Source organism: Rhodanobacter fulvus Jip2 (assembly GCF_000264315.1).
Taxonomy (GTDB): Bacteria; Pseudomonadota; Gammaproteobacteria; order Xanthomonadales; family Rhodanobacteraceae; genus Rhodanobacter; species Rhodanobacter fulvus.
Genome location: NZ_AJXU01000003.1, coordinates 32,314 through 46,864, shown reverse-complemented (window position 1 = coordinate 46,864; position 14,551 = coordinate 32,314). Strand labels below are relative to the sequence as shown.

General features: G+C 65.9%; 13 protein-coding genes. 11 read left to right on the top strand and 2 right to left on the bottom strand.

Translation table 11 applies throughout. The features are described 5' to 3' along the window. Positions 1–486: 486 nt before the first annotated feature. Positions 487–1,566 (bottom strand): LacI family DNA-binding transcriptional regulator, encoded by a 1,080-nt coding sequence (locus tag UU9_RS00705; protein ID WP_202799791.1) that lies wholly within the window; start codon positions 1,564–1,566, stop codon positions 487–489. Positions 1,567–2,000: 434 nt separating this feature from the next. Here UU9_RS00705 and UU9_RS00700 point away from each other — a divergent pair, with 434 nt between their 5' ends. From UU9_RS00700 to UU9_RS00655, 10 genes are all read left to right on the top strand, one after another. Beyond that, the gene (locus tag UU9_RS00700) at positions 2,001–3,194 is read left to right on the top strand and encodes a Gfo/Idh/MocA family protein (protein WP_007079780.1); all 1,194 of its coding nucleotides are present in this window, start codon (positions 2,001–2,003) and stop codon (positions 3,192–3,194) included. Further along, positions 3,191–4,432, top strand: a complete 1,242-nt coding sequence (locus UU9_RS00695) for a nucleoside permease (protein WP_007079779.1) — start codon at positions 3,191–3,193, stop codon at positions 4,430–4,432. Before UU9_RS00700 ends, UU9_RS00695 begins: the two co-directional genes overlap by 4 nt. Continuing rightward, positions 4,429–5,319 carry a sugar phosphate isomerase/epimerase family protein gene (locus UU9_RS00690; protein ID WP_007079778.1) on the top strand — a complete coding sequence of 297 codons (891 nt, stop codon included), beginning with the start codon at positions 4,429–4,431 and terminating at the stop codon, positions 5,317–5,319. The genes UU9_RS00695 and UU9_RS00690 overlap by 4 nt, the downstream gene beginning before the upstream one ends. A 42-nt stretch (positions 5,320–5,361) precedes the next feature. Beyond that, entirely contained in the window at positions 5,362–7,053 is a 1,692-nt protein-coding gene (locus UU9_RS00685) for a GMC oxidoreductase (RefSeq protein ID WP_007079777.1), read from the top strand. A 10-nt stretch (positions 7,054–7,063) separates the two neighbouring features. Next, the gene (locus UU9_RS00680) at positions 7,064–7,651 is read left to right on the top strand and encodes a gluconate 2-dehydrogenase subunit 3 family protein (protein WP_007079776.1); all 588 of its coding nucleotides are present in this window, start codon (positions 7,064–7,066) and stop codon (positions 7,649–7,651) included. Between the two features lie 3 nt (positions 7,652–7,654). After that, complete coding sequence (locus UU9_RS00675) at positions 7,655–8,716, top strand: sugar phosphate isomerase/epimerase family protein (protein ID WP_007079775.1); 1,062 nt, start codon at positions 7,655–7,657, stop codon at positions 8,714–8,716. Beyond that, on the top strand, positions 8,713–9,615 hold the full coding sequence (locus UU9_RS00670) for a hydroxypyruvate isomerase family protein (protein ID WP_007079774.1): 903 nt from the start codon (positions 8,713–8,715) through the stop codon (positions 9,613–9,615). Before UU9_RS00675 ends, UU9_RS00670 begins: the two co-directional genes overlap by 4 nt. A gap of 23 nt (positions 9,616–9,638) precedes the next feature. Further along, entirely contained in the window at positions 9,639–10,421 is a 783-nt protein-coding gene (locus UU9_RS00665) for a 3-keto-disaccharide hydrolase (RefSeq protein WP_007079773.1), read from the top strand. 104 nt (positions 10,422–10,525) lie between these two features. Continuing rightward, positions 10,526–11,452: an ABC transporter ATP-binding protein gene (locus UU9_RS00660; RefSeq protein ID WP_007079772.1), complete on the top strand. Its 927-nt coding sequence runs from the start codon at positions 10,526–10,528 to the stop codon at positions 11,450–11,452. Beyond that, positions 11,449–12,216 carry an ABC transporter permease gene (locus tag UU9_RS00655; RefSeq protein ID WP_007079771.1) on the top strand — a complete coding sequence of 256 codons (768 nt, stop codon included), beginning with the start codon at positions 11,449–11,451 and terminating at the stop codon, positions 12,214–12,216. The genes UU9_RS00660 and UU9_RS00655 overlap by 4 nt, the downstream gene beginning before the upstream one ends. A 203-nt stretch (positions 12,217–12,419) precedes the next feature. Here the strand turns inward: UU9_RS00655 and UU9_RS00650 are convergent, their stop codons facing one another. After that, positions 12,420–12,878 carry a MarR family winged helix-turn-helix transcriptional regulator gene (locus UU9_RS00650; protein WP_007079770.1) on the bottom strand — a complete coding sequence of 153 codons (459 nt, stop codon included), beginning with the start codon at positions 12,876–12,878 and terminating at the stop codon, positions 12,420–12,422. Positions 12,879–12,958: 80 nt separating this feature from the next. Between UU9_RS00650 and UU9_RS00645 the strand changes: the two genes are divergently transcribed. Beyond that, positions 12,959–14,515, top strand: coding sequence for an FAD-dependent oxidoreductase (locus tag UU9_RS00645; protein WP_007079769.1), 1,557 nt, complete (start codon positions 12,959–12,961; stop codon positions 14,513–14,515). The last annotated feature ends 36 nt before the right edge of the window (positions 14,516–14,551 follow it).

Here is a 14,551-nt window from a genome sequence, read left to right as displayed (position 1 = left end):
GAGGAGAGAGGCCTCCCCAGTCGCTCCGAAAAATCCATCCCCCCACCGTTCTCCCCGAGCGTCGGCCGCGCAGCGGCCAGAGTCGAAGGGCACGCCATCCAGAGCTCTCCCCGCAGCACTTCGACTTCGCTGTCCTGTGGACGGCTACGCTCAGTGTGATCGGGCGAGGAGAGAGGCCTCCCCAGTCGCTCCGAAAAATCCATCCCTCCACCGTTCTCCCTGAGCGTCGGCCGCGCAGCGGCCAGCGTCGCAGGGCACGCCATCCAGAACTCTCCCCCGCAGCACTTCGACTTCGCCGTCCTGTGGACGGCTACGCTCAGTGTGATCGGGTGAGGAGGAGAGAGGCCTCCCCAGTCGCTCCGAAAAATCCATCCCCCCACCGTTCTCCCTGAGCGTCGGCCGCGCAGCGGCCAGAGTCGAAGGGCACGCCATCGAGAACTCTCCCCCGCAGCACTTTGGCAGTCGCGACCTTCGACTATTCCTTCATCATTTCCGCTTTCGCGGCGACGGCGGTGCGGTCGAACCGCGCACCACCAGATCCGCCGACAGCACGCGCTTGCGCGGTGGCACTTCGGGATCGGCAAGCAGCTCGATCAGCATGGCCATGGCCTCCCGCCCCAGTGCATTCTTGGGTTGGGCGATGGTGGTCAGCGCGGGCGAGGTATAGCGCGCGAAACGGATGTCGTCGAAGCCCACCACCGAAACATCCTCCGGCACCCGCAGCCCGTGCGAACTCAGCGCGCGCATGGCGCCGATCGCCATTTCGTCGTTGGAGCAGAACACCGCGCTGAACGACTGCCCCTGCGACAGCAGCAGCTCCACGGCGCGTTCGCCCGCCTCGATCGAAAAATCGCCGCTGACCATCAGCGCCGGATCGACGGCAAGCTTCGCCCGCTGCAACGCCAGCCGGTAGCCCTGTTTGCGGTCCACGCAGATCGGGCTCGATGGCGGGCCGGCGATGAAGGCGATCTCGCGGTGCCCCAGCATCACCAGGTAATCGACGGCGGCGCCCGCGGCGGCGACGTTGTCCACGTAGACGCTGGAAATCTGCTTGTCCTTCACGTATTCGCAGGCATTGACCACCGGCAGCCGGCCCGGCATCGGGATCTTCGGCACCCGGTGGGACATGGTGATGATGCCGTCGGCCTGGCGCGCGGCGATCATGTCGGCATACGCCTGCTCGCGCACCAGGCTGCTCTGAGTTTCCCCCAGCAACACCGAGTAGCCGCTCTCGTGCGCCACCTGCTCGATGCCGCGGATCACCTCGGAGAAGAAGGGATTGGCGATGTCCGGCAGCAACGCCACGATCAGGCGCGTTCGCGCCGTGCGCAGGTTGCGCGCCAGCGCGTTGGGTGTGTAGCCGAGCCGCTTGACCACTTCCTGGATGCGCTGGCGCGTGACTTCGCTGACGACCTCGGGCCGCTGCAGCGCGCGCGACACGGTCGCCACCGAAACATTGGCGATGGCGGCGATCTCCTTGATCGTCCTCACCCGCGCCGGAGGTGCCGCGCCGGTGCGCTGTCCGTCGCCTGCCTGTCGCCTGGTTTTGGTTCCATCCGCACTCACGATTTGCCGTCTCCTCGTCGACGCTGCACTGCACGATAGCATCCGCCCGGCCCCGCAACAGCGCCCCGCAAGTGGTTCTCCGCTGTGGGCCTGACACCGGTTTTGTGCGGCGCAATGTAATGGATTACATGAAATGGTTGCAGGAGCATTTCAGCATCTGCTACATACGTCTGCACGGTTCCGGCACAGCGTCTGCCGTTGCGCGAGGCCAGCTTGCCCGGATCGTGTCCTGAAAGCACCTGTTTCATGCGCATGTAATCGAATACATCACCAAGCCACAGAGCTGCGATTGGAGGGGGAATGGCAGGCCAGACCGTATCGACCAACGCCAACGCCAACGCCGCGACGGGCCAAAGCCTGCCGCGCTCACGTGCCCCCGACTTCGGCGGGCCGCTGAAACGAATCTCCACCGACCGCGCGTGGACCACAAACCCATGAAGACCCTCGGCATGGGTTTGGTCGGGCCGGGCTTCATCGCCGCGCATCACATCGATGCCGTACGCCGGCTGGGCAACGTCGAGGTCGTGGGCCTTGCCGGCTCCAGCCTGGCCTCCGCGCAGAAGCGGGCGCGCGAGCTTGGCGTTGGACATGCTTACGCGGACTACCGCGAACTGCTGGCCGACCCGGCCGTGCAGGTGGTCCACAACACCACACCCAATCACCTGCACCGGGAGATTTCGCTGGCGGCATTGCGTGCTGGCAAGCACGTGATCTCCGACAAGCCACTGGCCAGCAACCTGCAAGAGAGCCGCGAATTGCACGAAGCTGCCCGCGACGCCGGCGTGGCGCACGTGGTGACGTTCAACTATCGCAGCCACGCGCTGGTGCAGCAGGCGCGGGTGATGATCGCCAAGGGCAAATTGGGCGCACCGGTATTCGTGCACGGCTGCTACCTGCAGGACTGGCTGACCGACGACACCACCTATTCGTGGCGCCTCGATCCCAAGCGCGGCGGCGCCAGTTCCGCGCTGGGCGACATCGGCTCGCACTGGTGCGACCTGGCCGAACACGTCACCGGCGCGCGCATCACCGCCGTGCTGGCCGACCTCTACACGGCGGTGCCCGTGCGCCATGTGGCGGCGGCGCCGACGCGCGCTTTCGCCAAGGCCAAAGCAACAACGCGGCGCGAGGTGAAGATCACCAGCGAGGACACCGCCAGCGTGCTGCTGCGTTTCGACAACGGCGCCCGCGGCTGCGTCACCGTGGGCCAGGTACTGCCCGGCCACAAGAACGATCTGCGGCTGGAAGTGAACGGCCGCCTCGCCTCGCTGGCATGGCGCCAGGAAAATCCCAACGAGCTGTGGATCGGCCACCACGCGCAGGCGAATGCCGTGCTGTCGCGTGACCCGGCCCTGCTCGATCCCGCCGCTCGCGGCTATGCGCACTTGCCCGCCGGCCATCCGGAAGCCTGGAGCGATGCCTTCCGCAACCTGATCGCCGATGCCTACGCCTGGATCCGCAAGGGCGGCACGCCGCAGACGAAACCGGCTGCCCTGCCGACCTTCGCCGACGGTTACCGCAACGCCCTGGTGATCGATGCCATGCTCAAGAGCCACGCCGCGGGCGGCGCATGGCAACGCGTCGACGACGACCGCGAACCACCACGCAAAAGGGGAGTACGGAAATGAAGTGGCGCCTTCGCTTGATGATGCTTTTCCAATACGCGATCTGGGGTGCGTGGTACGTCACCGTGGGTACCTGGCTCGGCAGGACGCTGCATTTCAGCGGCCAGGAGATCGGCGCCATCGCCGGCACCACGGCGATCGGCGCGATGATCTCGCCGCTGTTCGCCGGCCTGTTGGCGGACCGCTGGTTCGATACACGCCGCGTGCTGGTCGCCCTGCACGTGCTGGGCGCCGCGCTGCTGGTGTTCACGGCGCAGCAGCAGGCGTTCGGCCTGATCTACGCCACGCTGCTGGTTTACAGCCTCTGCTACATGCCGACCTTGGCGCTGACCACCTCGCTGGCGATGCGGCACATCGATGACCCGCGCGAGGAATTCGGCGCCATCCGCGTATTCGGTTCCATCGGCTGGATCGTGGTCGGCCTGATCGTGGGTGCGGCCGGCGTGGAAGCCACCGCCTCGCCGCTGTATCTGGCTGCCGGGTTGTCGCTGGCGATGGCGGGCTATTGCCTCACCCTTCCCGCCACCCCGCCGCTGGCTGGGAACAAGCGCTTCGAACTGCGCCAGGCGCTGCCACTGGAAGCGCTGCACGTGCTGCGCGGGCGTTCGATGGCGGTGTTCGCGCTCGCCTCGTTCCTGATCTGCATCCCGCTGCAGTTCTATTACGCGTTCACCAACCTGTTCCTCAACGAGGTGGGCGTGGTCAACGCGGCCGGCAAGATGACCGGCGGGCAGATGTCGGAAATCCTCTGCATGCTGCTTATCCCCTGGTTCTTCCGGCGCCTGGGCGTGAAGTACATGCTGGCTGTGGGCATGCTGGCCTGGGTGGTGCGCTATGTGCTGTTTGCCTTCGGCGCGCCCGGCGAGCTGATGTGGATGCTGTGGTTCGGCATCATCCTGCACGGCATCTGCTTCGACTTCTTCTTCGTGGTCGGCCAGATCTACATCGACCGTGAGGCACCGCCCGCGCTGCGCGCCGCCACGCAAGGGCTCATCACCTTCCTCACCTATGGCCTGGGCATGTTCGTGGGCTCGTGGCTGTCGGGGCTGGCCGTCGACGCCTACGCCGCGACGGACGCCCAGGGCATCGTGGCGCATCAATGGCGTCCGATTTGGCTGACCGCCGCCGGCTTCGCCGCCGCCGTGCTGGTGCTGTTCCTGCTGCTGTTCAAGGACCGCGAACGCGCCGCGGACCCCGAGCTTTCTCACCTCAACCTGGCCACCCGGGAGAAAACCCCATGACGATGTCCCGCAGGCAGTTCCTGACCCGCTCGGCGCTCTGCGGCACCGCTGCATTTCTGGCCACCAGCACGGCCGGCAGGGCGTTCGCCGCCGCTTCGCAGGGCAAACCGATGGGCATCCAGTTGTACATGGTGCTGAAGGCTTACCAGGACGATCCGATCGGCGCGCTGAAAACGCTGAAGACCATCGGCTATACCGAAATCGAGGGCATCATCACCAGCACCGCCGCCACCTTGCGCGGCCAGCTGGACGCCACTGGCCTGCGCTGTCCCAGCCTGCACTTCGACGGCATCGGTTTCGAACCCGGCATCGAGGCGGCGCACGTGCTCGGCTCGCACTACATCGTCAGCAGCATGCTGCCGGCGATCATGCAGAAAGAGCTGGCGGCCAAGGGCAAGCATGCCGAGCAGGACTATTCGCTCGACGGCGCCAAGCGCACCGCGGAGTACGCGAACCGGCTGGGCGAAAAAGCAAAGCAGGCCGGCCTGCAATACGCGTATCACAACCACCATCTGGAATTTTCCGACGTGGGTGGCGGGCAGACGTTCTACGACGTGCTGCTGAAGGAAACCCGACACGACCTGGTGCAGTTCGAGCTCGACTGCGGCTGGGTGCACGTGGGCGGCAAGAACCCCGCGGATTATTTCAAGGCCAACCCCGGCCGCATGCCGCTGATGCACGCCAAGGATTTCCTGGCTGGCGCCGGTAACGGGAGCTACCCCGGCGCCGAGCTCGGCCGCGGCACGATCGACTACCAGCCGATCATGGCCGCCGCCGATCGCGCGGGGCTGAAGCATTGCTTCGTCGAGCAGGAAGGCCCGTTTTCCCGCATCAGCCAGCTCGACGCCGCGCGCATCGATTACGACTACCTGCGCCCGTGGCGCTGACCGCGGACTTTTTCCGTTGATCGCCTTTTCCCCGAGGGCTGCATGAACAACCACATCTACGACGCCATCGTCATCGGCACCGGCATCAGCGGCGGCTGGGCTGCCAAGGAACTGACCGAAAAAGGACTCAAGACCCTGGTCCTGGACCGCGGCCGCATGGTCGAGCACGGCGATTACCCCACCGCCATGAAGGCGCCCTGGGAACTGCCCTACGCCGACGAGCCCACGCAGGAAGACATCCGCCGGCATCCGGTGCACACGCGTCCTTCCTTCTACGGCATCAAGCAATCCACCAAGCACTGGTTCGTCGACGACCTGGACAACCCCTACGAGGAAACCAAGCCGTTCGACTGGTTCCGCGGCTACCAGGTCGGCGGCCGCTCGCTGATGTGGGGCCGGCAAAGCTATCGCTTCAGCCCGATGGATTTCGAGGCGAACGGCAAGGATGGTGTCGGCGTGGACTGGCCCATCCGCTACGACGAGCTGGCGCCCTGGTACGACTACGTCGAGGAGTTCATCGGCGTGAGTGGTGACACCGACCACCTGGCGCAACTGCCCGACGGCCAGTATCTGCCGCCGATGGAGCTCAACGCCGTCGAGAAGGATTTCCGCGAGAAGCTGCAAAGCAAGCTGGGGCGCAGGCTGATCATCGGCCGCACCGCCAACCTGTCCGCGCCGTTGAAGCACGACAAGAGCCCGCAACGCGCGCCCTGCCAGTACCGCAACCTGTGCATGCGCGGCTGTCCGTACGGCGCCTACTTCAGCAGCAACTCGTCCACCCTGCCCTCGGCCCAGCGCACCGGCAACATGACCATGGTGGCCAACGCCATCGTGCACGAGCTGATCTACGACAACGCCAAGGGTAAGGCCACCGGCGTGCGCGTATTGAATGCCGAAACCGGCCAGCAGACGGATTACTTCGCCCGCATCATCTTTGTCTGCGCCTCCACCTTCGGCACTGCGCACCTGCTGCTCAACTCCACCTCCAGCCGCTTTCCCAACGGCTTCGGCAACGACAGTGGCGAGCTGGGCCACAACATCATGGACCACGTGTTCGGCAGCGGCGCCGGCGCGCTGGTCGATGGCCATGAAGACCGCTACTACACCGGCCGGCGCCCGAACGGTTTCTACATCCCCCGCTACCGCAACATCGGCAACGACAAGCGCGGCTACCTGCGCGGCTTCGGCTTCCAGGGCGGTGCCAGCCGCCAGGACTGGACGCGGCTGGTCGACGAGCCGTTGCTGGGCGATGAGCTGAAACGCGCGGCCCAGGCGCCGGGCCAGTGGCGCATCGGGATGACGGGCTTCGGCGAGATGCTGCCGTCGCACGCCAACCACGTCACCCTGGACCGCAACCGCAAGGACAAGTACGGCCTGCCCCTGCTCAATTTCGACGCCGCCCACGGCGAAAACGAAATCCGCATGGAGAAGGACATCATGAACGACGCGGTGGAGATGCTCACCGCCGCCGGCTACCGCAACGTGACGCCATACAAGACCAAGGCGAACGTGGGCGCCGGCATCCACGAAATGGGCACCGCGCGCATGGGCCGCGACCCGAAAACCTCGGTGCTCAACAGCTGGAACCAGATGCACGCCTGCAAGAACGTCTTCGTCACCGACGGCTCCTGCATGGCCTCGTCCGCCTGCCAGAACCCGTCGCTGACCTACATGGCGTTGACGGCACGCGCGGCCAGCCATGCCGTGGAAGAACTCAAGCGCGGCAATATCTGAGGAGAACGCCATGAATCGTCGCGAATGGTTGAAGTGCATGTCCGCGCTGGCGCTCAGCGCGGCGGGCGCGCCGCTGCTGGCCGTGTTCGATGCGCATGCCGCCGCACTGAAGCCCGCTGCCGGCCCGCGCTTCTTCACCGAGCCACAGGGCGAGCTGATCGCCGCCGTGGTCGACATCATCATTCCCCGCACCGACACACCCGGCGCCGTGGATGCAGGCGTGCCGCGTTTCATCGACCAGATGTTCAAGGACGTCTATTCGAAGGCCGAACAAGCGCGCTACCTGGCCGCGATGGCCAGCTTCCGTGGCGCCAGCAACACGCCCTTCCTGAAACTCGACGCCACGCAGCGCAAGGCGTTGGTCACGCGGCTGCATGCCGAAGCGCTCGCCAAAGGCCGCGACGTCGATCCGGGCTCCGCTCCCGCGTTCGTGCTGATGACCAAGAAGCTGGCGATGCTGGGCTTCTTCATGTCCGAACCCGGCTGCACGCAGGTGCTGCAGTACGTGGCCGTCCCCGGCGGCTACCAGGCCGACGTGCCCTTGTCCAAAGCGGGCAACGGCCGCGCCTGGGCCGTCGAAACCGTCTTGAGGCTCTGACCCATGAAAACACTCCAAGGCCCGGGCATCTTCCTGGCCCAGTACGCGGGCAACACCGCACCATTCGACACGCTGCCCAACATCGCCCGCTGGGCGGCGTCGCTGGGTTTTGTCGGCGTGCAGATCCCCTCCAACGACACCCGCCTGTTCGATCTGGAACAGGCCGCTGCCAGCAAGACGTATTGCGACGACATCGCCGGCATGCTGGCCGAACACGGGCTGGCGGTGACCGAGCTGTCCACCCATTTGCAGGGACAACTGGTGGCATCGCACCCGGCCTACGACGCGCTGTTCGACGGCTTCGCGCCACCCGCGCTGCGAGGCAACGTGGTCGAGCGCCAGGCGTGGGCCGTGCAGCAGCTGAAGCTGGCGGCCAAGGCCAGCAAGCACTTCGGCCTCACCGCGCACGCGACGTTCTCCGGCGCGCTGGCCTGGCATTTGTTCTATCCGTGGCCGCAGCGTCCGGCCGGGTTGATCGAGCAGGCGTTTGCGGAACTGGGCAAGCGCTGGCGCCCCATCCTCGATGCCTTCGATGACGCCGGTGTGGACGTCTGTTTCGAATTGCATCCGGGCGAGGACCTGCACGACGGCGCCACCTTCGAGCGCTTTCTCGATGCCGTGGACCAGCACCCGCGCGCCAACATCCTGTACGACCCCAGCCACATGGTGCTGCAGCAGCTGGACTACCTGGCCTTCATCGACCTCTATCACCAGCGCATCCGCGCCTTCCACGTGAAGGACGCCGAGTTCCGTCCCAACGGCCGCTCCGGCGTCTACGGCGGCTACCAGAGCTGGATCGATCGCCCCGGCCGCTTCCGTTCGCTGGGCGACGGGCAGATCGACTTCCGGTCGATCTTCAGCAAGTTCGCGCAATACGGCTACCCGGGCTGGGCGGTGCTGGAATGGGAGTGCTGCATCAAGGACGCCGAGCAAGGCGCGAAGGAAGGCGCGGCCTTCATCCGTGAGCACATCATCAAGGTCACCGAGCGCGCGTTCGATGACTTCGCCGCGACCGGCGCCGACGCGGCGTTCAATCGTCGCGTGCTGGGGATCGACCCGTCATGAGCACCGCCGGCCTCACCCGTCGCGACGCGCTGGCCTGGCTCGGCACCACCATCGCTGCGCTGGGCGCCGCGCCATGGCTGGCCGCATCGGCCGACAGCGGAACGCGCCCGCTCCAGTCGCAGAGGATGACGCCCGGACGCCTGAAGCAATCGTTGAGCCGCTGGACCTCGCAAGCGCCACTGCCGGAACTGTGCCGTCGGCTCAAGGGGATCGGTTTTGCCGGCGTCGATCTGGTCTACGCGGACGAATGGGCGGTGGTCAATGACAGCGGCCTGGCGGTCACCATGGGCTACCCCGCCAGGCGCGACAATTTTCTCACCATGGGCTTCAACAACCCGGCCCATCACGCCGTGCTGCTGAAGGAACTGGAAGCCGCCATCCCACTGGCCAAACGTGCGGGCGTGACCAACCTGATCACGATGTTCGGCAACCGCCAGCCGGGCATCGACGAAGGCCACGCCATCGACCACTGCGTCGCCGGGCTTTCGAAGATCGCGCCGTATGCCGCCGAGCACGGCATCACCCTCTGCGTGGAACTACTGAACAGCAAGGTCGACCATCCCGGCTACCAGGGCGACAGCACGCGCTTCGGTGTCGCGGTGATGAAGGGCGTCGATTCGCCCCACGTGAAGCTGCTCTACGACATCTATCACATGCAGATCATGGAAGGCGACGTGATCCGCACGATCCGCGACAACATCGCCTGGATCGGGCATTTCCATACCGCCGGCGTGCCGGGCCGCCACGAGATCAACGGCTCCCAGGAGCTCAACTACCACGCCATCGCCAAGGCGATCGCGGACCTGGGTTTCGACGGCTATATCGCACACGAATTCGTACCGGCGGGGCCCGACCCGTTCGCTGCGTTCGCCGATGCGATCAGGGTGTGTACGGTCTGATTTCCCCAGTTTCGGAGCTGCCCATGACGTGCCGAACCGTGTTGATCTTCATCGCGCTGGCAACCGCCGCGCCGTCATTCGCCACCGCCGCGGATCACCCACCGACCGACCCCAAGGCCACCGAACAATGGCAGCCGGTGCCGAAGGTGGTGACACCGGGCAAGCACGACGCTGCCCCTCCTTCCGATGCGGTCGTGCTGTTCGATGGTCGCGACCTCGATCGATGGGAATCGACCAGCGACCATTCGCCGGCCCGCTGGAAAGTCCATGACGGTGTGCTGACGGTCGACAAGAAGGCCGGCAACATCCAGACCCGGCAGCGATTCAGGAACTATCAGCTGCACCTGGAATGGCAGGTGCCCGCGGATATCGCAGGCGAAGGCCAGGCGCGCGGCAACAGCGGCCTGTTTCTCGCCTCGACCGGGTCGGGCGATGCGGGCTACGAACTGCAGATCATGGATTCGTGGAACAACCCCACCTACGTCAACGGCCAGGCCGCCAGCGTCTACAAACAGATGCCGCCGCTGGTCAATGCGATGCGTCCGCCGGGCGCATGGCAAACCTACGACGTCATCTGGACCGCACCGGTATTCGCCGCCGACGGCGCGCTCACCTCGCCGGCCTACGTCACCGTGGTGCACAACGGCGTGCTGGTGCAAAACCATACCGCGCTGGCCGGCGAAACCGTCTACGTCGGCAAGCCGGCCTACACGCCGTACACCGATGCACCGATCAAGCTGCAGGCGCACGGCGATCCCTCGCAGCCCATCAGCTTCCGCAATATCTGGGTGCGCCCGCTGGATTGAGCGGTCGTTGCGGCCGCGTAGTGCCGCTCAACGAAAAGCGAACAGCCCCGACGGCCGCAGTGTTTATACTCGGCCGCTTCGCATGCGACAGGAACACACGCACCGTGCAATCGATCATCGACGTGCGCCAGGTGACAAAAACCTACGCCTCGGGCTTCAGTGCGCTCAAGGGCATCGACCTGCAGATCCGCCGCGGCGAGATCTTCGCCCTGCTCGGCCCCAATGGCGCCGGCAAGACCACGCTCATCAGCATCATCTGCGGCATCGTGAACCCCAGCAGCGGCAACGTGCTGGCCGATGGCCACGACGTGGTGCGCGACTTTCGCGCCGCGCGCGAACGCATCGGCCTGGTGCCGCAGGAGCTCACCACCGACGCGTTCGAAACCGTGTGGGATACGGTCAGTTTCAGCCGCGCGCTGTTCGGCAAGGCGCCCAACCCCGCGCACATCGAGAAGGTGCTGAAGGACCTCTCGCTGTGGAACAAGAAAGACAGCAAGCTGATGACGCTGTCCGGCGGCATGAAGCGGCGCGTCATGATCGCCAAGGCGCTGTCGCACGAGCCACCCATCCTGTTCCTTGACGAACCCACCGCGGGCGTGGACGTGGAGTTGCGGCGCGACATGTGGGCGATGGTGCGCGCGCTGCGCGACACCGGCGTCACCATCATCCTCACCACGCACTACATCGACGAGGCCGAGGAAATGGCCGACCGCATCGGCGTGATCAACAAGGGCGAGCTGATCCTGGTCGAAGGCAAGGCCGAGCTGATGGAGAAGCTGGGACGCAAGCAGCTGATCCTGCAGTTGCAGGCGCCGCTGCAGGCGATTCCCGCCGCCCTGGCCGGCTATCCGCTGGCGCTGTCCGATGACGGCCAGCAGCTCACCTATACGTTCGATGCCCAGGGCGAGAACACCGGCATCGACACGCTGCTGCGTCGCCTCGGCGAAGCGGGCATCGACTTCAAGGACCTGCAAACCCGCCAGAGTTCGCTGGAGGATATTTTCGTGAGCCTGGTGGAGGACCGCGCATGAGATTCAACTGGAATGGCATGGGCGCGATCTACCGCTTCGAGATGGCGCGCACGCGCCGCACGCTGCTGCAAAGCATCGTGTCGCCGGTGATCTCCACCACGCTGTACTTCGTGGTGTTCGGCGCCGCCATGGGCTCGCACATGGGCGGCATCGACGGCGTCAGCTATGGCGCCTACATCGTGCCCGGCTTGATCATGCTGTCGCTGCTGACGCAAAGCATCTCCAACGCCTCGTTCGGCATCTACTTCCCCAAATTCACCGGCACCATCTACGAGATTCTGTCGGCGCCGGTGTCGTACCTGGAAATCCTGGGCGGCTATGTGGGCGCCGCGGCCAGCAAATCGGTGCTGCTGGGCTTGATCATCCTGGTCACTGCGCGGCTGTTCGTGGACTTCGACGTCGCCCATCCGATCTGGATGGTGGCGTTCCTGATCCTCACCTCGGTGACCTTCAGCCTGTTCGGTTTCATCATCGGCATCTGGGCCGACGGCTTCGAGAAACTGCAGCTGGTGCCGCTGCTGGTCGTCACCCCGCTGACCTTCCTGGGCGGCAGTTTCTACTCCATCCACATCCTGCCGCCGCTGTGGCAGAAGATCAGCCTGTTCAATCCGGTGGTGTACCTGATCAGCGGCTTCCGCTGGAGCTTCTACGGCGTATCCGACGTCAGCGTGGAAATCAGCATGGGCATGACCCTGCTGTTTCTGGCCGCGTGCCTGGTCGGGGTGTGGTGGATTTTCCGTACCGGCTATCGCTTGAAGGCGTGAGGAATGATGCAAAAGGCGGCAGACCCTGACAGAAGCTGCCGCACCCCTGCTTCTGCCCTCTCTGCCCCGGCTCTTCAAGCGCTGCGCATGGCGCAGGCTCGGATGGGCGGAAAGGTCGGGCAGCGATCCTCTGCGCAGGTGCCGGCGCAAGCTGCAACGGATGAGACGTCACCGCGACCACGCGTTGGCCATTCGTGTGCGGCCTATCCTTGCTCTGCGCCCGCGTGCTGTTCCATGCCGCGGGCGAACCGTTGCAACAGGCTGACCAGCGTGTCGACCTCGGACTCGCTCCAGCCATCGAACATCGCGCGCGCCATGCGCTCGCGCGCCGCATCCAGCGCATCCGTCATGGCCTGGCCCCTGGCTGTCACCACCACGGCTCGCACGCGGGCGTCTTTTTCGTGCGCGCGTCGCTCGACCAGGCCCTGGCTTTCCAGCCGGCTCACCTGCCGGCTCACCGTGGTGTAGTCGCGCCCGCCCCGGTTCGCCAGCTCCACGATGCCGATCGGCCCGAACCGCTCGACCATCACCAGCAGCGGAAACAGCGCACCGTCCAGCGCGATACCGGCCTCGCGCACCATGCGCTCGTCCACGTCCGGACGGCTCATCACGCCGATGACGCTCAGCAACGCGTCGTGCAGCGCGCGGATGTTTGCCGACATATGTGCATCTTGCACATTTCTCTTCGTAGCCATACGCTTCCCTCCAGTTGCGTGCATTTTACACATACCTGGAGACCGTCATGAACGTATCGAACGTCGATGTATTGATCTGCGGCGCCGGCGCCGCCGGCCTCACCCTGGCGATCGACCTGGCTCGCCGCGGCGTGGCTTTCCGGCTGATCGAGAAAATGGAGAGCCCCTTCCATGGCTCGCGCGGCAAGGGGCTGCAACCACGCACGCTGGAGGTGTTCGACGACCTGGGCATCGCCGACCGCATCCATGCGCTCGGCGGGCCGTACCCGCCGCAGCGCGAGTATCGCGACGACGGCAGCCATGCCGATACGCCGATGCCCGCCGACGCCGTCGCCACGCCCACCGAACCCTACGGCATCCCGTGGATGCTGCCGCAATTCCTCACCGAGCGGGTGATGCGGGACCGGCTCGCCGAACTGGGCCATCAGGTGCAATTCGGCTGCGAGCTGGTAGCACTGCAGCAGAACGCACAAGGCGTGACGGCGACGCTTCTCGCCGCCGACGGCAAGGAAACCGTGCACGCCCGCTACCTCGTCGGCGCCGATGGCGGCCGCAGTTTCGTGCGCCAGGCGCTGGACATCGGTTTTCCGGGCAAGACGCTGGACATCCGCGGCATGGTGGCCGACGTGACACTCAGCGGCCTGGATCGCGAGGCCTGGCATCGCTTCGGCGACGGCTCGCAACGTCAGATCGGGATCTGCCCATTGAGAGGCACGGAGATGTTCCAGATCCAGGCGCCGGTGCCACTCGAAGGCGACGTCGACCTGTCTGCCGCAAGCCTCGATGCGCTGGTGGCCGAACGCAGCGGCCGCCACGACATCCGCGTCAGCGCCGTCGCCTGGGCCTCCGTCTTCCGCATGAACGCCCGCCTGGCCGACCGCTACCGCATCGGCCGCGTGTTGTTGATCGGCGACGCCGCCCACACCCACCCGCCCACCGGCGGCCAGGGCCTCAACACCAGCGTGCAGGACGCCTACAACCTGGGCTGGAAGCTGGCCGCCGTGCTCAGCGGCGCGCCCGACGCCCTGCTCGACAGCTATGAGGAAGAACGCCGCCCCATCGCTGCGAACGTGCTCGGCATGTCCACCCGGCTGCTCGACGCGGCCCGCAAGGGTGACTACCGCCGCGGCCGCGATGCACGCCAGCTCGACCTGGGTTACGCCGGCTCGTCGCTCGCGCTGGAAGGCGCGGTTCGATCGCACGCGCTGCAGGCGGGCCATCGCGCACCCGACGCGCCGATCCATCGCGCCTCGGGCACGCAAGCCCGGCTGTTCGACCTGTTCCGCGGACCGCACTGGACGCTGTTGGGGCATGCCATCGACCGCGCGACCGTCCCGCCACATCCGCAACTTCGCGTGCATGTTCTTGGCGAATGCGGCGATGTCCTCGATACGCAAGGCTACGTTCGCGAGGCCTATGGCCTGGCGTCGGGCAACTGGGTACTGATACGTCCGGACGGCTATATCGGGGCGTTCATCGCCGCTGAACAAGCGGAGCCGATGCGGACCTATCTGCGCGGCGTCGGGATTCGATGGGACACGGACGGCCGCTGCGCGAAGGACGCCTCCATGAATGAGGAGATCCAGCCACCGCTGACCGCATGAACCGGCGGATTCCGGCTGACCAGCTCGCTTTCGAAG